This window comes from Desulfosporosinus paludis (assembly GCF_045689965.1).
Classification (GTDB): Bacteria; Bacillota; Desulfitobacteriia; order Desulfitobacteriales; family Desulfitobacteriaceae; genus Desulfosporosinus; species Desulfosporosinus paludis.
The window spans coordinates 1,030,829-1,051,942 of sequence record NZ_CP144211.1; the positions used below are offsets into that span (position 1 = coordinate 1,030,829).

A 21,114-nucleotide genomic window follows, 5' to 3' on the forward strand; every position below is an offset into this window, starting at 1 on the left:
TTGCGTGACATACTCCCACCACCTACGCTAACGCTTAGAGGTGGGGGCTTCTTGGGACGTACCAGCTAACGCTAGTATAATTACCAAGCTAACCCCGTTTGCCCAACGGTTCTTAGGCTATTGATTAGGCTATGCCAAGCAAGCGACAGCCTTCATTTTTGATATTGATAGCAGCATTTATGTCGCGGTCTAATTCTGCTCCACAATGACTACAAATCCAGGTTCTATCTGATAGGGTTAGTTCTTTATTTTCGTTGTTGCAGAACCTGCACATTTTGCTGGAGGGAAACCACTTGTCGATAATGACTAACTGTTTTCCTTGTTCAGCAAGTTTGTATGCCAGAAAAGTCTTTAGCATACCAAAACCATTGTCATTCGTGGATTTTGCCAGATTGAGACCTTGAGCTATACCACGCATATTTAGGTCTTCAATTGCAATAGCTGAATAGACATTGGCTATCTGCCTGGACAGTTTATGCAAGAAGTCCTTTCGTTGATTAGCTACTTTTTCATGCAGTTTGGCAACTTTACGGCGTTGCTTGTCACGGTTTTTGCTGCCTTTTTGTCGTTTGGATAGTTTACGCTGTGCTTTCTTCAATTTAGCTTCGGCTTGACGATAGAACTTTGGATAATCAGCATTATTTTCTTGGCTATCGACAAATAATGTTTTAGACGAATAATCCAAACCCAGTACCGTTTCTGCCATTGGTATTACTGGTTTTATATCGTCTTCATACTCAACCAATACGGAAATATAGTATTTGCCTGTAGGGGTTTTACTTATAGTTGCAGTTTTTATAACCGCATGTCGCGGCAATTGCCGATGAAGCTTAATCTGCATATCTTTCAGTTTCGGCAATCGGATTGTTTTGCCGTCAATAAGCCGAATTGTACTGCCTTGATTGTTTGTGGTGTAGGATTTCTTATCTCGGTGCTTGTTTTTGAACTTTGGAAAGCCTACAGACTTATCTCGAAAGAAATTCTTATAGGCGGTCTGCAGATTCAATTGAGCATTTGCTAAGGCTAGGCTATCTACCTCTTTTAGCCACTCAAACTCCTTTTTGAAGTCTGCAGGAAGCAAATATTTTTGTTGTTTCAAAACTTCTTTATTGTCCTTGAATTGTTCGTAGACTTCTTTGCGATTAGCAAGCATTTTGTTGTAGACAAACCGCACACAGCCAAAAGTTTTGTTTATGAGAATTTCCTGTTCAGGTGAAGGATATATGCGATATTTGAATGCCTTGTTCATAATTTCTCACCTTGGCTTTCAATATAGCGTTTGATAACTTCGATTGGTGCGCCGCCAGTGGTCAGTAAGCAAAAACTCCTTGACCAGAAACATTCTTTCCATAGGGATTTTTTAATTATAGGATATTCTTTCTTGATTAGGCGTGAGGATGCGCTTTTGTAGGCATTGATGAACTTTGATAATTCGCTATTTGGTTGCGCTTTGTGCAGAATATGTACATGGTCTTTATCATGATTCCACTCCTGCAAAACAACATTGTAATTTGGTGCTATATACTCAAAAATCTCTTTTAGCCGATTGGAAATTTTTTCATCAATTACTTTTCGGCGGTATTTTATAACCAAAACAAGGTGGTAATACATCAAGAACACTGAATGATTGTTATTGTCTAATTCCATTTATTTACCCCCTGTTATGGTAATTACCACTGAATTTATTTTACCATAAATTTTATTGGGCCATCAATGAGAATATCGAAAAGAAAGGCGGCAATTCATCCCCCACCTAAAGAGGTGGGAGACTTCTTGTCGCACGAGGTTAAATAATAGATCGAGCAATGTTTTTTAAATACTGAATAATAAAGTGAAAATTATAGAAACTATAGAAGTTCTCTCAAATTTTGGAAGGGCAACATTATCATGTAAATCAATCTGGAGAAAAGAGGTTGTTAATGTGTTTGTCAAAGTAAGAAACGATAAAGCATTATGGCAGGTTTTTATCTACTTGGTCACTGTTATAATCTTTTTTGTAGAGAAAACTTTCAATCTTGGAGGATATAATATTTATTCGAAGATCGATAACTTGATACCTTTTGTGCCGATCTTTGTGATCCCTTATTTTTCTTGGTTCTTATTTATTATAGGTACAGGTCTTATTTTTCTTATAAAATCAAAGCAAGATCTACGTAAGACTTTTTTATCCGTCAATTTATGTATGGTCATCGCATTGTTAGTTTACCTTATATTTCCTAACTATCAATCTCTTCGACCGGAGACTTATGCGAGTGATATTTTTTCGCAATGGGTAAAGCTACTCCAAATAAAGGATTCATCATCGGAAGTATGTCCCAGTCTTCATGTTGCCGTTTGTATTTCTCTTTATACTGGCATTACCCATTCAATTTGTTTTAGAGATCGTTCAATTATGAAATTTTTAGCACTAATTCTTACGATCTTGATTATTTTATCGACAGTCTTCATTAAGCAGCATTCGATAGTTGATGTCGCTTTTGGCCTTTTACTAGGCGTTGTTGTGCATCTTTTTGTCTATAAAATCTATTTTAACCCAACACTTTTTCCGAACCGAGTCGAGAACTGGGAAATATCGGACAACAGAAGCTGTCCTAAGGTATCCTAACAGTCAGCAGTTTAAGGAGATTTTATCTAACTTATTGCATTTAGGAGATTAGAAACTCGTAGGTGATGGACTAAATAGCTTAGTCCACTTTTGTTCTAAGTAATTGTTAACTAGATCCAACGAAGGCTGTTGTCCTTAGTCTATCAGGGGATTATCAAGCTAGGCTTTCTCCCGGCGTGGTGAATCACCTTTGGAGATATTGTCCGGAATAAGCCAGTTTGATAAGGCTTAGATACAAAATCAGGAGAGCCTCTTAACGCACACTATACGAACATTACGAAGTGGCTATTTCTTCTTGAAATTAGCAAGGCGCAAGTGGCGGGGTGATTAGCCCCACAAGGCGCTAAAGCAAAGGATAATGTTGCCCATCAGGCATTAACTTCAGATTACTTTTTAATGAGTTCCAATGCTATATCGGCTACAGGTGAGTTGGTTAATATAGATGGATATGGAAACAGGGTAGCTTCGCTTATCTTTGGGCCGAAAAATGTAATTGTGATTGCAGGGACCGGGCAACACATATCCTATGTTACCCAGTATCCTTTCACTCCTACCAACCACTCTTCGAAAGGGACTTCTTTATTGAAAGTACTTGACTGCTGGCCAGGCTTTCCCCTAAACATGTACCCACGGACGCACCTAGAAAACATTGCGCCTGTTTCCGATTCTATTCCGAATATTCTCGAACCCTACAACCCGTATGAATACTGGGTTTCCATTCTGTGAGTGTTTTCAAACTAGTCACTGTCTCAACGTGCGTTGATGTGAATGCATTGAAATAAAATGAAGTATCACCAACATGCTTTGTCATGTGAAAAAGCTATATTTATATCGTCATTTACCGTTACCATGTTGTGTTTTTGGAGTTAATGATGACACTTGTGCGCGGAAATACTGTTTCTAGTAAAGGTAGAACCCCTAACAGCGGTAAGGGGGTATTTTGCTTTCACTACATCTGAGCTATATAGCAATGAAGAGTAGGGCTTTATATATCTATTTCTCTATAAACTCCCTACTTTGCAACAATTTTTTGGTTTCATTCCAGAGTTTATTTTGCATAGTAATATCTCCGCCAGGGTATGCAGGAATAATAGACTTGCCAGTTCCAACGTTAAAATAGCCGCCGGTCACTCCTTGATATTGCAACTCTACAACTAAACGAGTAATAATGTCAGCTCCTTTACGTGGATCTCCAATATGCAAAAGTTTCAAAATGCGTTCAAGTGCAGAGGCAAACCAGAGCTCACGTCCGAGACCAGTCACATTAAACCCTGGATTTAGTGCATTAACACTGACTCCAGTTCCAGATAATTGAAGTGCAAGTTCCCCAGTAAACATAATATTAAGAAGTTTAGTTTTCCCGTAAAGCGCAGAGGAACCTCTAGTAGTAAAAGTAGATGTATCTGTCAAATTCTCCGGAAGCTTAAGTTCACCATGGTTGCGTGATGCTTCTGAAGCGACGTTGACAATCCTAGCGTTTCCTGACTTCATTAACGATGGTTGTAATGTATATGACAATAGCCATGGTGCCAAATAGTTTACTGCCATCATTTCTGCAAAGCCCTCTGAGGTTATTCGTTGCTCAAAAGAATGGATTCCTGCATTATTCACTAGTGCATCAATCTTTGGATATGCTGCTTTAATCTCTTTTCCGATCCGTTTGACATCTTCCATTAATGACAGGTCTCCGTAAAAAAAGTCTACTCCCGTCTTTGGCGCAATATCATTTAACATTTTTTTGGTCGTTTCTGCCCTCTTCTTGCTTCTAGCTGTCAGTACAAGATGAGCGCCTCGCTTTGCTAATTCGATTGCCACAAGTTGTCCAAGCCCACTAGTAGCACCAGTGATTACAACAATTGGATAAGTCATGATAATAATCCTCCTATAAACTAGCATCATTATTGGTATTAAATATTAGATGTATACACTCTACATTGCTAAATGTTTAATAGTGTTTTATTTACTTGACATGTTACAGACAAATTTATATATTTGACATATATCAAGTATATAATATATTTGATATATGTCAAATATATTATTGTTGCAAACAACTTAAATTGAGGTGAACTATGAAGGATTATACTCAAAATACTACAAGAGAACAGTTAGAACTGAAGCTTGGCGAACAGCTAAATGCACTTATTAGTGCCTCACACGCACTCAACGTCAGGACTGCAGCACGTTTCGATTCAACATTACAGCCTGCAGCTTTTCTAATTGTTCGATGGCTTTTCTCATTTGGCCCAACAAATGCTACAGTTTTAGCGGAATCAACTGCTATGGATCGTAGTTCTGTCAGCCGCCTTGTCAATCAACTCAAGCGCTTGGGTTATGTTAAAAGTGAAACATCTCCTGATGATCGTCGAGGAGTACTTTTATCTATAACTGAACTTGGACGTCAACAGACTATGGATGCTTTAAAAGAAAAAGAATCCGCATTCTATAAACGCATTTCAAATTGGGAGGATTCCGAACTTGAAGAGTTTATTAAAATGCTTAATAATTTTATCGGAAATGGATACCAATAAAATAATCCATTGGCCTATGTACCCAGCGAATATATCAAAAACGCACTCATTTCAGAGTGCGTCCATTGCCTTATCTTGTATTTAAAAATATCTTCCGGTTTTCATTTTAAATATAATGTTACTGACCTAATAATATCCAAGTCAACTGCACTAAGACCTCGACGCGCCCTGTCACTGAGATATAATCTCCACTAAAAAACTTACATTGAAGTAACGCCAACGTGCCTGGAGTGCTCGATTTGCCGGATTTGAAAACACATTATTGAAATATAACAGTTATCGGAAGAGTTTTATGTTTAGCGGGCATAATACCCCTTGATAGCAGTTTGTACTATAAATTAATTATACGAGGAGGTTATACAATGCCCAATATAAACTCTGGAGATACTGCCTTAGTTCTAATCAGTGCTGCTTTAGTATGCCTCATGACACCAGGGCTTGCGTTTTTTTATGGTGGTTTGGTCCGTAGAAAGAATGTACTCACTATCATGATTCAAAGTTTTGTTTCCATGGGAGTAGTGACACTTATTTGGATTTTGGGTGGTTTTAGTTTGGCTTTCGGTCATGATATTTTTGGAGTTATCGGAGACTTTACACAATATTTTGGCCTCCGTGGCGTTACAATAGCTCCAAATCCTAACTATGGTCCAACTATACCTTTTCTGGTTTATTTTCTCTATCAAGAAATGTTTGCTATTATCACGCCTGCTCTAATCACTGGAGCATTTGCTGATCGGGTAAACTTTAAAAGTTACTTGAAATTCCTAGTATTATGGAGTCTTTTTGTTTATATCCCTTTGGTTCATTGGATATGGGGTGGAGGTTTCCTTGCTAAATTAGGCTTAGTAGATTTTGCTGGTGGTATTGTCGTACACGTTAGCGCCGGTATTGCAGCCTTAGCTTCCGTCTTTTTCGTGGGAAAGAGAACTATATTACCTGGAGAAAGTACTGCTCCCCATAACATTGCCTTTGTTGCACTTGGGACTGGTTTACTCTGGTTTGGTTGGTTCGGCTTTAACGGTGGTAGCGCGTTAGCTGCTAATGGAATCGCCGCTATAGCATTTGTTAATACTGATATAGCTGGTTCCATCGCAATGATTAGTTGGTTGTTAATTTCCTGGATACACGAAAAAAAGCCAACTATGATTGGAGTACTTACAGGGGCCGTAGCAGGTCTAGCTACAATTACCCCCGCAGCAGGTTTTGTTCAACCATGGGCTGCCGCTATAATTGGTTTACTATCGTCGGGAGCCTGTTATGCCGCTGTACAGCTGAAGATAAAACTTGATTGGGACGACGCACTTGATGTTTGGGGAGTTCATGGTGTAGGCGGAATTTTAGGTTCAATCTGTGTTGGCATTTTTGCCGTATCGTCCGTTAATGGAGTTGGAGGTCTTGTTCAAGGTAACGTCCACCAATTTCTCGTACAAACTTTTGGTGTGGCCTTTTCAGCATTTTATTCTTTTGTAATTACCTATTTAATTCTAAAGGTATTAGATACTTTCAGTAGTGTTCGGGTATCCGTAGAGGATGAAAAAGAGGGGCTTGATGCAAAACTCCATGGTGAAAGTGCCTACGATTTACAATAACTCTTATAATTGTTAATGACATAGTTTTGGACGTCTTTCCGTAGTGTGAGTCGTCCATTTACTTTGAACTCAGCAATTTAGCCTCTGTAAACGGGTAAACATTCTTGATACACTTTTGAAATAGGTGAAATTACCAGTGAAATCAATGGTTTGACTGTGGTAGAGGCTAAAGTGCTGATCGAGACCTGTTTTCTTTGTGGCGGACATTTTGTGCTGGAAGAGCAAAGCTTGCATGTTTCGCTGCTGATCAAAAGCTTTTTTGGCCGCCTATATTCTTGGCCAGCTCCAAAATAATAAAAAAAGCCAACGGTTTCCGGGAAATAATAGCCGGAATCGTTGGCTTAGTCGTGCTCTGCTAGCTATTTGTATCTTTGCCGGATGAGCTGATTTTTTCGCTCACTTTATTCCGGCTTACTATCTCCATTGATAATATTGACCTTTTCCCCTTCATTCAGGAAGCTCTGTCCTTCGGTAACCACATCCATACCTTTTGTGATATTTCCTTTTACTTCCGTATTTTTATCATCAGCAATACCAACGGTAACCGCTATTTTCTTGACTTTGCCATCAACAACTGCATGAAGATAGTTTACATTATTCTCTATGTTGAGGGCTTCATTGGGAACCAGCAATATATTGCTTTTACTTTCAGCTGGCAGCGCTATTTTGATAAACATACCTGCGGTTAAATAACTCTGCGCATTATCAATTTTTACTTTCACCAAATAGGAATTGTCCTTTGACTGCGAGTTAGGACTGATCGTATCAATGACTCCGGAGACCTTTTGGTCTTGCAGGGCATTGATGCTCACAGGTACGGTTTGACCGAGCTTAATTTTACTGATAACAATATCCGGAACACTGATTTCCGCCGTCATACTGCTGGAATCAATCACCGTAACCGAACCTGATTGGCTGCTGACCATTCCTCCGACTTTAACATCTTTAGCCGATACTACACCCGAAATAGGGGATACTACGGTTAGATTATCGAGCTGAACCTGAGTAGCATTCACACTTGCTTTCGCCTGTTCTACTTGTGCTTCTGCTGCTGCCACTCCTAAATCATCTTGAGCAGCTTTTAACTCAATAGCCGCATTATCATATTTTGTTTTGGCATTATCCAAATCCTGTTGGGCAACGGCTCCCCCGTCATATAAAGCCTTTGTTTTATCATAATTATTTTTGGCATCATTATAACTAATTTGGGCTTTGTCTAAGGTTTGTTGTGAGGTTAAGCGTGTTCTCGCTAAGTTTTCCTCTGCTACGGCCACGGCCTGCTGTTGTATTTGCATTTGAGCTTGAGCATCTGACGCATCAATCGCAAAGAGAACCTGTCCGCTGGTAACCTTAGAACCTATATCAACATTTAAACTGGCAACTTTTCCTCCAGTCTTAGGAAAAACCTGTACTTCCTGGACAGGGTCAAATTTACTGGCATAGTCAACCTCAGTCGACAACGAACCAAGCGCAATCTTTTGGGTTTTTACATTTTTTACAGTAACAGCTGGGGCTTCAACTTTTTTATGCTTTACAACATAAGTTCCCCCCAAGACAGCAGCTATCACCAGCAGACCAATAATTACATTTCTTGTCTTAAACCGCCTGATTTTACTAAGATTAAATTTCAATTTGCGGAACCTCCCCGGCATTTATTGATTTTCTCTTCTTTGAAATGTGATGCTTTAGATCATCCATTAAAGTATAAACAACAGGTAAAACAATGGGTGAAAGGAGCGTAGACATTACCATGCCTCCGATGATGACAATAGCCATACTCTGTTTCATCTCGCTTCCTTCACCCATGGAAAGAGCTACAGGCAGCATAGAAACAATCATGGTTGCACTGGTCATAATGATTGGTCTTAGTCTTGTTGTCCCTGATTCAATCAGGGCCTCTTTTAAGCTCAGACCTTTGTGCATTAAGGTATTAGTATAGTCTATTAACAAGGTACCATTTTTCGAAGACAGTCCCTCCAGCATAATCAAGCCGATAAACGACATCATATTTAACGTTTGCCCGGTTAGGACCAGCAAAGGAAGCGCCCCAATAATAGCACAGGGAAGAGAAACCATTCTTATAGCCGGAGTTAAGAACGATTCATAGAGCACTACTAAAATCATATAGACCAAGGCCAAGGAAGCACCTAAGGCTAAACCCAGGGAGCTGAAGGAATCCGCCATATTCTTCTGACTTGCCCCATAGCTTATGCTATAGCCGGAAGGCAAAGTAACAGAACTCATTTTAGTCTGAATATCCCTGGTGACCTCACCGAGAACTCTTCCCTGAAGATTAGCATCAATTGTCACAACATCCTGCTTATCCTCTCTGGATAGAGATGGCTCACTTTCTGCCCTCACGACGGTAGCGACCTGACTTAAAGGTATTTGGGTTCCTGCTTGATTGGTAATTTTTATGGATTTAATATCGTCGACATTTTTGATCTGTCCATCCATAAATTTAAGGGTAATATCATTTTCCGCATCATTGGATCTATAGACTCCTACGTTTGTGCCCTGTAAGGCCATTCTGACCGTACTGCCTACATCTGCGGTGGAAATCCCTGCCTGTACGGCAGCCAGACTGTCCATTGTAACTCTTAATTCACTGCTTTTAACATCCGCACTATTACCAACATCTATGACACCGGGAACGGATTTCACGACATCTTCCACTTGCTTAGACAGGGTATCCAGAGTCGCCTGATCATCCCCTTTAATACTGATGGAAACAGGCTTCCCTGAGCCTCCTCCGCCTTGGGACTCTTCAACGTCAAAATCCACTCCGGTCATGCTTTTGCCAAAGCTGCGAACCTCGCCGGCAACTTGACTCTGACTTTGTTTACGGTCGTTTTTGGGAACCAAATTAACATAGATCTGGGCCACCGCTTTGTCCGTGTTCGATTGCCCGCTTTGACCAATCATGGAAAAATAGCTCTTTACCTCTTTGGTATTGTGTAAATAATTTTCCAGCTGAGCAACCTTGTCACTGGTCTGCTTCAACGTCGAACCGGGAGCGAGCTTTATATTGACGGTGAAACTGCTTTGATCTGATGTCGGTACGAATTCTGTTTTTAAGATTCCCATAGGAATAAGAGCAATACTTAGAATAACGCCTGCTATTCCCAAAATCAGTACCCTTTTTCTGTGTTCAAGCGCCCAGAGGAGGGTTTCCCGATATTTTTGAGTAACTTTACCAAACAGGCCTTCCTTTTTGTATTCGGGAGTTACTTGCTTTTTCTCTGTCTTCAATAACCTTGACGAGAGCATGGGCGTAATCGTAAAGGATACCAAAAGGGAGAACATCGTGGCTACAACGATCGTCAAACCAAATTCTTTAAAATACTGACCAATCATCCCTGACATCATGGATATAGGGGCAAAGATTACAATGTCACAGAGACTGATAGCTATGGCAGCCATTCCTACCTCCATTCGGCCGTCAATTGCTGCTTGAACCAGCCCTTTACCCATCGTCAAATGTCTTTGAATGCTCTCGATAACCACGATAGAATCATCAACCAAAGTACCGACAACCAGCGATAATCCCATCAAGGACATCATATTCAAGGTAAAATTAAGCTTATACATCATAAAAAAGGTAGCAATAAGCGACGTCGGTATGGCAACCAGAACTACCAAGGAAGATCTGAAACTGCGGAAAAAGGCATACAACACCAAAGCCGTGACAATGATCCCTTCAATCAGGTTCTGTTTTACCTCGGTTAAAGAGTTTGTAATAAAGGTCGTGGTGTCAAAGGCGATATCCATTTGCATTCCAGCGGGAATGGTCTTTTTAATGGTCTCTAATTCTTGTTTCACACTATTAGCCACTTCAACAACATTAGCATCACTTTGTTTGCCGACGATGATGGTCATGGTTTGCTGGCCATTGAAGCGTGCCAGAGAAGTCGCTTCCGGTTCTTCAAGACCAATTTGGGCAATATTGCCAAGGCGTACTGTTCCTCCATTGGCCGTAGGAACCATCAGATTTTGAGCATCTTCGATATTTTGGAACTGTCCTATAACTCTGACCGATTGATCAACATTATCCTGTTTTAGTTCTCCGCTAGGTATGTTTATATTGACGGAATTCAATTTGCTTATTAAGGTGTTAATACTTATGCCATAATATTCCACGGCAGATTTATCCAGCTTAATCGTTAATTCTTTCTTATCTCCGCCGCTGATCGTAACGTTACCCACTCCGGGAATTTTTTCTATTTGTTGTTTAATAATATCTGATTCGTTATAAAGCTCATCACTGCCAACCTTATCTCCTTTGACAGAAAGCAGCAAGATCGGTATTGCGTTGGTATCCATCTTAAACAAAACAGGTTTATCGGCGTTGGCAGGGAGAGTTTTGGAGATACCATCCACAGCTTTTTGGACATCCAAATAAGCAGTATTCATGTCCGCGGACATTTTAAAAGTAACGGTGACTGTTCCATATCCCTCTTTAGCCGTAGAATTAATGGTGTCTACCCCGCTTATACCTGAGACAGCATCTTCAATTGGTTTAATAATATCTTTCCGGATATCCTCAGCATTGGCGCCGCTATAGGTTGTTGTGACTGATATCACGGGAATATTCATCGAAGGCAGTAGATTGGCTCCCATGTTGCTATAACCTATTATTCCTAACGCCACTAATAATACGACGACCATCCACATCGCCGCTGGTTTTTTAACCGATATCTCTGTTACATTCATCTTTTACTTCCTTATTTCATTTCAAATTTAGTAACTAACCAAAACAAACTAAATAAATTCAGTATCTAATTTCATGACTAGGTTAAGTACTCCAACTAACGTCCTCTCTCCAACTTATTATCCTAAAAGAATGTACTAAATTTCATTTATCTGCTTTAATCTATTTTTGAACAATTGTTCACTTTTGGGACAAGTGATTACTCAAAGCGCTTATCTAAATCATCGAAAAACAGAATCATCAGCCTATGAATCAAGTATCTTGTCGCCGCCTCCTCTTCATATTTTCTTAAGATCATAAATAAACCCTCTATAAATGTTGAGGCAATAACACAAAAAATAAAAGGATCATCAACTTCAATCCCTTTTTTTTGCAATTCAGGCCATAAACTATCTCTGATACCTTTTTCAGCTAACCTGGTTATCTCTTCCTTAAAACTTGCATATTTTGTTCCCTTGCTTTTATCTACCATAATTAATAACTGGGTTTTATACTCTTTCATAACTTCCATAATGTAATAAACGATTTCTTTGAATGAATATATGTCTTCCTTATGTATTTTTTCCATTCCCAAAAAACACTGGTAGGCTGGCTCTACTATTTCATTGAACAGATCCTCCTTGTTTTTAAAGTATCTGTAGACATTGCCAATCGCTACTCCCGCATTATCGGCTATAGCTCTCATTGATGCATGTAAAAATCCCCTGTTCTGAAATTCTTTCATCGCCTCTGTAATGATCCTGTTTCTCACTTCATCCTTAAGGTATTGCATAAATGAACCTCTTTTCACTATTGCCATCCACATTATAACACAAAAAACGAGTAGAAATAAACAAAAATCTAACTATGATCTAGATTTGGGTACATAATTATGTACTTGTCCACTCTTTCACATGAGCTTTAAACGTTACACACTAGTCTCCTATTGCAATTAGTTGCATTCCTAAAGGTAACAAAAGTTTTGAACTTACTAAGGGGGGAATTATGCCTTAATTACTTCTCCAATTTCGTTGACGACCTTTACTAAACTATCTCTTCTTTTACCAAGAGCCCAATTATATATAGTTAATGATTTACCCTTTACTTCTATAACGAGTCCCTTCTTTTCAATAGATAATGAAGAAACAAACTTGTAGGGAAAAAACTTTTGCCCAATAATAATATTTTTACTTCCTATTACTAAAGATTGTTTTTGAAAGAAAGAAAACCATAATGGATATGCGATTATGCATATCAGAATTGGTAATAGATTGAAGGTTTTTAAAGAGTACACTTCAGAAACCCCAAAAATGACTAGTATTGATATTTGAATTGCTGTACGAAACCTATCTAGTAATGATTGAAAGAGTATTTCTTCATACAATTTCATAGCTTGCCTTGGAAATATATAGGCATACTCATTTCCCATGATTATGAATGGTAATATTAGAATCGAAACCTGGTATTTAGGGTCAAGTAAAAGAAATAACGGGAACAATATAAGAACTGTTGCACTATATGCAAATTTATAACTGTCTTCTGATTTGTAATCCATAAAACCCCTCCAAACCCGTCCAGTGAGCACTTTCACCTTTATAATATCTGTCAAAAGCGGCAATATTCATAGAACGTCCCCCGATGATTAGAACTATTAGAACTATTAGAACTATTAGTACTAATAGGAACCCAAATCTTCTCAAATTGCTCCCCCACCTTAAAGTCTATAACGAATATACTCATCTCAGGCTTGGTATATATTTACACATTCTATTATAAAAGTATAAATTCCTTTATTTGTCTATTGTAAAATAAAAAAGCTATTTCAACTTCCTAGCAATTAACTACATAAACTTTTGTGAAAGGGGAATAATATTCTATCATTTTTTCTACATACCAACACAATTCATTGCGAAAGGAATAACTATGAAGAAGATTCCAGAGATTACCCTTTACTTTTGGATAATGAAAATATGTGCGACGACACTGGGGGAGACAGGAGGTGACTTACTATCTCAGACCCTTAATATCGGTTACGCCCTTAGCTCATTAATCTTGTTAAGTTTCTTCATTGTCACGCTTATCTCCCAGCTTTTATCAAAGAACTACCGTCCCTGGCTTTATTGGGCCGTTATACTTTCGACAAGTACAGCTGGCACAACGATATCCGACTACATGGATCGTTCATTAGGCCTAGGGTATGCAAAAGGTTCGCTTATTCTTATGGCCATTTTGTTAAGTATTTTTGCAGTTTGGCATTACAGCGGCTGTTCCCTTTCGGTTGATCAAATCAATACCTTTAGGGTTGAGTCTTTATATTGGATAGCAATCCTTTTTTCAAATACATTAGGTACAGCCCTAGGCGATTTTCTTTCGGATAGTTCTGGCCTTGGATTTGCTGGCGGAGCCGTTCTGATTGGCGGATTGCTATTTGGCGTTGTCTTGGCGACATTTTTTACAAAAATCTCACGAGTTGTTTTGTTTTGGGTAGCATTTGTTTTAACTCGCCCATTTGGTGCAACGATGGGTGACTTCCTGGTAAAACCTCATCAAAAAGGCGGACTTAATTTTGGGACGATCGGATCTTCTGCAATCCTTGGTACCGTATTAATGACTTTTCTTATTTATACAACTCTTAGAGCTAAAACAAATCTCTGTACAGAGAACATAGTATTAAACGACCAACTTGATACAGAATGATTTATGTCAGCGAAATAGTTACCATACCTAATTTGAGTTAGGGTGTTTCCCGCACCTAATACAACTTGAAAATCATTATCTGTATGATCAAGGTAGTAGTAGATACCACTTTTTATTTAGATTTTGAGTTTTTCAAGCATCAATATAACCCTCCCATATTTTTAATTAACTTGAGTATAAATTTTAAAACGTTAATTTGCCTTAAAAACATAATCAACCTTTTTAAAGAAATTTAAAGCAAGATAGGGTAAGATGATTGGGAGGTGATTTCAATGAGGTTACTGCTCGTTGATGATGAGGAAAGGTTAGTAGGCCCCTTAGCCTATATCCTCAGAAAACAAAATTATGGTGTCGACCTGGCTTATGACGGGGAAACAGGTCAAGCTATGGCCGAAACCGAAGTCTATGATTTAATTATTCTAGACAGGATGCTGCCTAATAAAGAGGGAGTAGAGGTTCTAAAAGACCTTAGAAATAACGGGATTATGACCCCTGTAATCCTATTAACAGCCAAAGATTCTATCGAGGATCGAGTCGATGGACTTGATGCAGGGGCTGATGACTACCTAGTCAAACCATTTTCAACGGATGAATTGCTGGCCCGTATCAGAGCATTATCCAGAAGAAAAGGAGTTCAACTTGCAGGGGACAGTGTTGAGGCATTTGGCTTGATACTTAACCCTCTTGGTTGTGAGGTAACAGACGGAAGGAAAAGCGTTAAGCTGACCTATAAGGAATCGTTATTACTTGAGCTTTTTATGCGTAACCCTAATCAAGTGATTACTAAGGAACAGATCTTAGATCGGGTCTGGGGATTAGACTCGGACGTAGAGTTATCTAATGTTGAAGTATATATTTACTATTTACGAAAAAAGATTAATTCTTATGATTGTTCAGTAGAAACGATTCGGGGGGTGGGTTATTGTTTAAGAGGATCAGAAAAATCATCTCGTTGAGATTAAGATATCTTTTGAAAGGCGATAAACTATTCGATTCTTTAAGATTAAAGCTTACCTTATCGAATAGTTTCATTATGACGATACTCCTAGTGGTATTTGTTTTAAGTACCTATTTTCTCATGGAACATCAAATCTTTAACCAATCAGAACAATTAGTACAAAATATCACTACTGCCATTGAGGCCGACTCAGCGCAACAACTGGAACAGTTCGATAAGACCGATTATTTCTATATTAGGACCAATGAATCTGGTGAAATTACAAAAACCTTCTCGGCAAACCCACACTTCGACTCAAAGGAACTAAATAAGGTCGCTGAAGGAATTCTAAGGAGGACGAGTAGTAAAGGGGATTTAGATTGGCACGATCTCAAGTATACCTTTCTCAAAGTCCCCCAAAAGCAACAAGGTATATTGATTGTTGCTGTATCTCTAGATCGAGAATTCATGGTTCTTAAATTCTTACTGGCAGCGCTATTTATAACTGGTGTAATCTGTTTAGCCTTAGCGTTTTACAGTAGTCTCTACTTAGCCAATAAAGCCTTAATTCCGATTAGAAAATCTTGGCAAAGACAAAAGGATTTTGTAGCAGACGCCTCTCATGAACTTCGCACTCCCCTGGCAGTAATCCAAACGAATCTTGAGTTGGTAATGGGAAATCCTAAAGAAACCGTGGAAGAGCAAGAAGAATGGTTAAAAAATATTAAGATTGAAGTGTCTCATATGACAAGACTGGTGGAAGACTTGTTGTTCTTAGCAAGGGTTGATTCGGAACAACAGTTACTCGAAAAAACCAACTTCTCTTTAGACAGGACTATTAACCGGGTCATAAAACCACTAATACCTATGGCAAAGGCCAAAGGTATTGAATTAGCACTTAACATTGAGTCTGATGTGGACGTTAATGGGGATGAAAAGAGAATAAGCCAACTCATACTTATTCTCGTTGACAATGCCATTAAACATACCCCAACTAATGGTCAAGTTACAATATCGATGAGAAGTATCAGTAATGCTGTGGAAATTTTAGTATCTGATACCGGCGAAGGAATCGAAGAACAACATCTCGATAAAATTTTTGAGCGTTTTTATCGAATTGATAAGGCTAGAGCAAAAAGTATTGAAGGTACAGGACTTGGTCTTTCGATCGCTAATTGGATTGTTAAAAGCCATAATGCTACCATTGAAGTCTCTAGTATTCCGGGAAAAGAAACCTCATTTACTATTCAGTTACCAAAGGGAAAATGACGGCTCCTTTTGTCCTTTCATCAATGTCAGTTATTTTAGTCAATTAGTTCCTACCAATTAAGGAAACATGCCATCTTATCCCGCAGAACAGCTCCCGGAAAGGCATAGTCACTTTCCTTCTAGATATGCTTACTTATGCTCCTTAATCCAGGCATCCGCCTTCAGCACCCTAGCAAAAGTCCCATCAAGAGCTGCCATATATGCAGTCTGAACCTGTTCTGCCAAAACTGTGATTCCTCCCCATACCAAATCCCTTGTTGCACATGCATCTTCGATTAGTGTAACAGAATATCCGTAATTGCCAGCGGCTCTAACTGTTGTATCTATACACATATGAGTCATCATGCCACATACCACAAAGGCATCAACACTCTTCTCCTCCAGTTTTTCTTTTAGATTTGTACCCAAGAAACTGTCAGGTCTATGCTTGATTATGATTTCTTCTCCCGCCATAGGATAGCTCTCTCTATAAAAATCAATCCAGTCTATTCTTTTAAGCGACTCGTAGACAGAGAACCCTTAAAAATTTCCTGGCAGGGATCAAGCAACGCTGAAGACAAAAAATAAAAGGTCAGGCAATAAAAAGTACCAACCATGAAGGTCAATAACCCCATAACGGCAAGTATAAAATAAATAATACTTTCAATACTAACCAAAACCTCTAAGTCCCCTAGTATCCTATCAATTCATCTTTTATGTGTATAGTTCATACCTACCAATCAATATTCGAACCATCTAAAATGCAAATTGAATACAAATCGAACCCCAATTGTCAACCGATTAATTCATAATTAGTTGACAATTAATTTTGTGCCCAATATAATACTCAAAAAGCATCCTGTGGGAAAACACACATGCTTGCCAGGTTTGAACAGTTATAGAACCAGAAGTACTGATAAGGAGCAACAGCAGGCGGGGATATCGTTTTCCCGTCATAACAAGGGAGAAATGGCAAATGATTGAGCAACTAAAAAATAAAGTGCTTTCAGGCGATTATATTACGCGAGAAAACGCACTCTCACTGCAAGGCATAGAGCTTGAAGTGCTTTGCAAGGCCGCTAATGAATTAAGAATTCACTTTTGCGGCAACGGGTTTGATATCTGCACCATCATCAACGGAAAGAGCGGCCGCTGCACGGAAGACTGCAACTATTGCGCGCAGTCTGCTCATTATCCTGCGAAAATCGAGGAATACCCGCTCCTGGATAGGGATTCGCTGGTAAAGCAAGCTGTCTACAATTATAGAAAGGCCATATTACGTTACAGTGTTGTCACATCGGGCAAGCGCTTGACCGATGCTGAAGTAGATGAGATGTGTGCCAATTATCTGTCCATCCATCAGAGCTGCCCAATTTCCCTCTGCGCCTCTCACGGACTTCTAAGCTACGAACAATTTGTGAAGCTGAAGGCGGCCGGAGTAACCAGGTATCATAACAATCTGGAAACGTCGCGGCGCTTTTTCAGCTCCGTCTGCACGACCCATACCTTTGAGGAAAAAATAGCAACGATCAAGGCGGCACAGCGTGCGGGCCTAGTTGTTTGCAGCGGCGGTATTATGGGGCTGGGTGAAACGATGGAGGACCGTATTGATATGGCTCTGGAGCTGCGTTCTTTGGGAATAAAATCAATTCCCATCAACATCCTTAACCCCATTAAAGGTACACCCTTCGAGAAGCGTCCCCCGCTCAAAAACGACGAGGTACGCCGTATCGTAGCCATTTACCGTTTTCTCCTGCCTGATGCCGCACTGCGTCTGGCAGGAGGCCGCGGCCTGCTGCCAGATAAGGGACGCTCGGTATTTTGCTCCGGAGCAAACGCCGCTATATCAGGCGATATGCTTACGACCTCGGGTATCTCCATAAATGAGGATCTGAAAATGCTGTCTGAGCTTGGCTTCGAGGTGAGAAAACTATAGCAAGCCCTAAGCTAGAGCCGTCATCCTCTGTGCGGGAATAATCCCCTTTATAGAACCTTTCAAACTGATATATGGATCGCTCTTGCGTGGTGCGTCGGGATTATGCTCGTAGCTTATATCTTTGCGATGAGGGCATATAAAAAACGGGTATGAAAAAATACAGTAATTTTTGTAACGTACCTCTGAGTTATTGCACCGCAACTGGATATGAACCTCTGCTTAGACTATTAAAGCTCTCCGAAAACAAAATCGTCACAGGCGCTCTGCTTGTGTGATATCCAGTCTATTCTTTTAAGCAACTGGTGGATAGAGAACCCTTAAAAATTTCCTGGCAAGAATGAACTGATCGAATAGCTCGTGACAAACAGAATCCCAGACCGGAAGGGCCTGGGATTCTATAGTATCGTTATTCCTCTTTAACTTTGTGATAAAATCTATTGCCGGTCTGGGGATCATAATAGACTCTAAGTTTATGACCGTTAACAGGGTCAATGAATACCTCTCATCTTAGACTTCTTTCTCCACCACTACTGCAGTACCATAGGCCACAATCTCACTCATGGTCTGCCCAATTTCGCTGGAATCGAATCTCATCATCACAACTGCGTTTGCTCCCATAGCTTGAACATTCTTAACCAGACGGTCTACAGCCTGTTTACGAGTGTCTTCAAGCAGTGCAGTGTATTCATGGATTTCTCCACCGACAAGACTGCGCAGCAAAGCCATTATATTCCCGCCTAAACCCCGACTGCGAACAACGACGCCAAACACCTGTCCTTTAACATCTGTAACTTTATAACCTTTGATATTTTCAGTGGTAACTACCAACATATCTATAGCCCCCTTCTTCGTATCCAGGTAAATTCCAACAGATTCCTGGCAATTTACTGTCAAATCCTCGCGGTAAAGGTTTGCTAAACAAGAGTATTGTTTAGGGACGAATAGTTTGAACTAATTCTCCTGGAATTTTTAACAGTTCACTCTTCTCCAACTGTCCGCCACAGGTCATATAGACATCCTTGTGCTGCCATGTGAGGATGTATTTAACGCCCCCTATTTCTAACTTTATCAAATCCCCTTCGATTTTTGAGCCGGCAAATTCAAACTCTACAATTTCTCTGGCTGTGTTAGGAGGAATATTGGCATGTGGCATAGGCCCTTGAGTCACTGAGAGCAAAGGATGCTGCTCTCCTAAAACGGTGTAATTACTGATCAAAATACCTTTGTCATCGTTTATTCCGACCCATTGGTGCTTTGCCTTTAAATTCTGATTGGGCATGACGTAGGGAGAATAACCTAAAATTTTACCAGCCTTTTCCAGGGTGATTTCTTGGGGGAAATTGACTTGCTGACCCTTCTCTTCCTCAATTTTCACATCTTCAGGCAGATTCAGTTCAAACAGAGTATCCGCTAACCCCTGATTTATCCTAAGTTCCCTGACTTCACGACGATTTACGAGTTGTCCATTCACGTTGTAGTATTCCGTCAATATAGGCATCCATGTTTCCTTATCCATCCAAAGATGAGTGTTCATTTCCCCCAATCCCTGAACTTTCTCTACAAATTGCACATGCAATGTTGGTCTGCCCTGCAAATATTCAGTGCCTAAAATCCTGCTGGACTTATTCTCTGCCATTGCTTTTAAGCGATCCGGAAAACTTAAATTCGTGCGTTCCCTGTACTCTTGGCTTAGCTTGATTTTCTTAGCCTGTTTTGTTTCCGCCGCCCAGCTCAGCATGAAATTATCCTTAACGATGATGGTTATTGGACCCGTTAAGGGACTGTTGCCATCCGTTCGGTAAAGCTCCGGCCTTTTAAACCAGATATGAGATGTCATAGTCGTCGGATTTCCATTCTCAAAGGAAATATCATCGACTACTTCCTCGTAGTCAGCTATTTTATCAATAACCGCTTGCACCTTTACTTTCACTTCGCTAGCACTTAACGCAATTTTACCCGTTATTAAATGCAACAGCGTTAGGAAGTCCTTTTGACTTTTCAGTTGTTGCTTCCACTCCTGGTTTTGCTCCAATTCATGTTCAAATGTTCTTCTATCCACTGCATCCATTGTTCCTTCCAAATAATCATAAATTTTATTACCTAAATCTAAATTGTTAGTAGCCATGGCATCTCTCTCCTTTGACTTGCAGATGTAATCTCTTAGTGAGTCCTGCAAACGGGCTCTGGCCCGAAATAACCGTGATTTTACCGTCCCTAAAGGTATATTGTAATCATCTGCTGCTTCTTTTAATTCAAGCCCTCGCAGGTCTATATCCAGAACGGCCTGCTGCTGTTCTAATGGCAGTCTTTTAATTGCTTGAGAAAGTTCCAGCTTAAGGGCTACATAATCCTCAACGGACGGTCCGTTTTGGATTAGAAACTCTTGTTGAAAATCAGGAGTTTCCTTGCCGCTAAACCTTAGTAAGAGATATATTTCATTCGTTAAAATTCTCCGCCACCAACCGTTAAAAGCGCCATCATCCTTTAACCCCGACAAATTGTTGAAAACTTTGAGCATAGCATTCTGCACTGCATCTCGGGCTAAATCTTTATCTCTCAGCAAATATGACGCTTGACCTAATGCTTGTGGATATATTTCACGCAACAAATGTTCCCAGGCGCCGAGATCACCGTTACGGGCTGCATTAATTAGATTCATTTCCACTTTTAGTAATTCACCTCCATTTCCATAATTTCTCTTGATCGATTGTCTTTTGACTTAAGTTGCTAACCAGAAACGCATTTCACTAATAGGATTCAAGGAGTATTAGAAAAGTTCCATTCAAGTCAAAATTTATTTCTCGTCATAAACGACCAGTTCCCTTCCCTCTCCTTTCTTTCGAAGGAAATCGTTCCGCCGCAGATCTCCATACGCCGACCG

The 21,114-nt window shown here is 39.8% G+C and carries 18 protein-coding genes and 1 pseudogene; 9 read left to right on the forward strand and 10 right to left on the reverse strand.

Going from position 1 to position 21,114, the window contains the following annotated elements:
• Positions 1-124: 124 nt before the first annotated feature.
• Together VZF35_RS05295 and tnpA are read right to left on the reverse strand one after the other, a co-directional pair.
• Positions 125-1,249, reverse strand: coding sequence for an RNA-guided endonuclease TnpB family protein (locus VZF35_RS05295; RefSeq protein WP_407311663.1), 1,125 nt, complete (start codon positions 1,247-1,249; stop codon positions 125-127).
• On the reverse strand, positions 1,246-1,647 hold the full coding sequence (gene tnpA / locus VZF35_RS05300; RefSeq protein WP_407311665.1) for an IS200/IS605 family transposase: 402 nt from the start codon (positions 1,645-1,647) through the stop codon (positions 1,246-1,248). The genes VZF35_RS05295 and tnpA overlap by 4 nt, the downstream gene beginning before the upstream one ends.
• Positions 1,648-1,831: 184 nt before the next feature.
• On the opposite strand from tnpA, the gene VZF35_RS05305 reads away from it, so the two are divergent.
• Complete coding sequence (locus VZF35_RS05305; RefSeq protein ID WP_407311667.1) at positions 1,832-2,605, forward strand: phosphatase PAP2 family protein; 774 nt, start codon at positions 1,832-1,834, stop codon at positions 2,603-2,605.
• A 336-nt stretch (positions 2,606-2,941) separates the two neighbouring features.
• A pseudogene (locus VZF35_RS05310) lies at positions 2,942-3,112 on the forward strand (LUD domain-containing protein); the annotation flags it as partial.
• Positions 3,113-3,598: 486 nt separating this feature from the next.
• Here the strand turns inward: VZF35_RS05310 and VZF35_RS05315 are convergent.
• Positions 3,599-4,474, reverse strand: coding sequence for an SDR family NAD(P)-dependent oxidoreductase (locus tag VZF35_RS05315; protein ID WP_407311669.1), 876 nt, complete (start codon positions 4,472-4,474; stop codon positions 3,599-3,601).
• 203 nt (positions 4,475-4,677) lie between these two features.
• Here VZF35_RS05315 and VZF35_RS05320 point away from each other — a divergent pair, with 203 nt between their 5' ends.
• From VZF35_RS05320 to VZF35_RS05330, 3 genes are all read left to right on the forward strand, one after another.
• Entirely contained in the window at positions 4,678-5,136 is a 459-nt protein-coding gene (locus VZF35_RS05320) for a MarR family winged helix-turn-helix transcriptional regulator (RefSeq protein ID WP_407311671.1), read from the forward strand.
• Between the two features lie 362 nt (positions 5,137-5,498).
• Positions 5,499-6,725 carry an ammonium transporter gene (locus VZF35_RS05325; RefSeq protein ID WP_407311673.1) on the forward strand — a complete coding sequence of 409 codons (1,227 nt, stop codon included), beginning with the start codon at positions 5,499-5,501 and terminating at the stop codon, positions 6,723-6,725.
• Positions 6,726-6,875: 150 nt separating this feature from the next.
• Entirely contained in the window at positions 6,876-7,019 is a 144-nt protein-coding gene (locus VZF35_RS05330; protein ID WP_407311675.1) for a hypothetical protein, read from the forward strand.
• 107 nt (positions 7,020-7,126) lie between these two features.
• On the opposite strand, the gene VZF35_RS05335 is transcribed toward VZF35_RS05330, so the two are convergent.
• The 4 genes from VZF35_RS05335 to VZF35_RS05350 all read right to left on the reverse strand — a co-directional run bounded on the left by VZF35_RS05335 (position 7,127) and on the right by VZF35_RS05350 (position 12,970).
• Positions 7,127-8,356 (reverse strand): efflux RND transporter periplasmic adaptor subunit, encoded by a 1,230-nt coding sequence (locus VZF35_RS05335; RefSeq protein ID WP_407311677.1) that lies wholly within the window; start codon positions 8,354-8,356, stop codon positions 7,127-7,129.
• Positions 8,346-11,438, reverse strand: a complete 3,093-nt coding sequence (locus VZF35_RS05340) for an efflux RND transporter permease subunit (protein ID WP_407311679.1) — start codon at positions 11,436-11,438, stop codon at positions 8,346-8,348. The genes VZF35_RS05335 and VZF35_RS05340 overlap by 11 nt, the downstream gene beginning before the upstream one ends.
• 197 nt (positions 11,439-11,635) lie before the next feature.
• Positions 11,636-12,208, reverse strand: coding sequence for a TetR/AcrR family transcriptional regulator (locus VZF35_RS05345; protein WP_407311681.1), 573 nt, complete (start codon positions 12,206-12,208; stop codon positions 11,636-11,638).
• A gap of 210 nt (positions 12,209-12,418) precedes the next feature.
• Positions 12,419-12,970 carry a hypothetical protein gene (locus VZF35_RS05350; RefSeq protein ID WP_407311683.1) on the reverse strand — a complete coding sequence of 184 codons (552 nt, stop codon included), beginning with the start codon at positions 12,968-12,970 and terminating at the stop codon, positions 12,419-12,421.
• A gap of 368 nt (positions 12,971-13,338) precedes the next feature.
• Between VZF35_RS05350 and VZF35_RS05355 the strand changes: the two genes are divergently transcribed.
• From VZF35_RS05355 to VZF35_RS05365, 3 genes are all read left to right on the forward strand, one after another.
• Positions 13,339-14,112: a hypothetical protein gene (locus tag VZF35_RS05355; RefSeq protein WP_407311685.1), complete on the forward strand. Its 774-nt coding sequence runs from the start codon at positions 13,339-13,341 to the stop codon at positions 14,110-14,112.
• Positions 14,113-14,384: 272 nt separating this feature from the next.
• A complete protein-coding gene (locus VZF35_RS05360) occupies positions 14,385-15,068 on the forward strand; it encodes a response regulator transcription factor (RefSeq protein ID WP_407311687.1) in 684 nt (227 codons plus the stop codon).
• Positions 15,035-16,318, forward strand: a complete 1,284-nt coding sequence (locus VZF35_RS05365; protein ID WP_407311689.1) for a sensor histidine kinase — start codon at positions 15,035-15,037, stop codon at positions 16,316-16,318. Before VZF35_RS05360 ends, VZF35_RS05365 begins: the two co-directional genes overlap by 34 nt.
• Positions 16,319-16,447: 129 nt before the next feature.
• On the opposite strand, the gene VZF35_RS05370 is transcribed toward VZF35_RS05365, so the two are convergent.
• Complete coding sequence (locus VZF35_RS05370) at positions 16,448-16,807, reverse strand: isochorismatase family protein (RefSeq protein WP_407314468.1); 360 nt, start codon at positions 16,805-16,807, stop codon at positions 16,448-16,450.
• A gap of 466 nt (positions 16,808-17,273) precedes the next feature.
• Here VZF35_RS05370 and bioB point away from each other — a divergent pair, with 466 nt between their 5' ends.
• Positions 17,274-18,233 carry a biotin synthase BioB gene (gene bioB / locus VZF35_RS05375; protein WP_407311691.1) on the forward strand — a complete coding sequence of 320 codons (960 nt, stop codon included), beginning with the start codon at positions 17,274-17,276 and terminating at the stop codon, positions 18,231-18,233.
• Between the two features lie 507 nt (positions 18,234-18,740).
• On the opposite strand, the gene VZF35_RS05380 is transcribed toward bioB, so the two are convergent.
• Complete coding sequence (locus VZF35_RS05380) at positions 18,741-19,064, reverse strand: heavy metal-binding domain-containing protein (RefSeq protein WP_407311693.1); 324 nt, start codon at positions 19,062-19,064, stop codon at positions 18,741-18,743.
• Between the two features lie 100 nt (positions 19,065-19,164).
• Positions 19,165-20,892 (reverse strand): sigma-70 family RNA polymerase sigma factor, encoded by a 1,728-nt coding sequence (locus tag VZF35_RS05385; RefSeq protein ID WP_407311695.1) that lies wholly within the window; start codon positions 20,890-20,892, stop codon positions 19,165-19,167.
• Between the last annotated feature and the right edge of the window lie 222 nt (positions 20,893-21,114).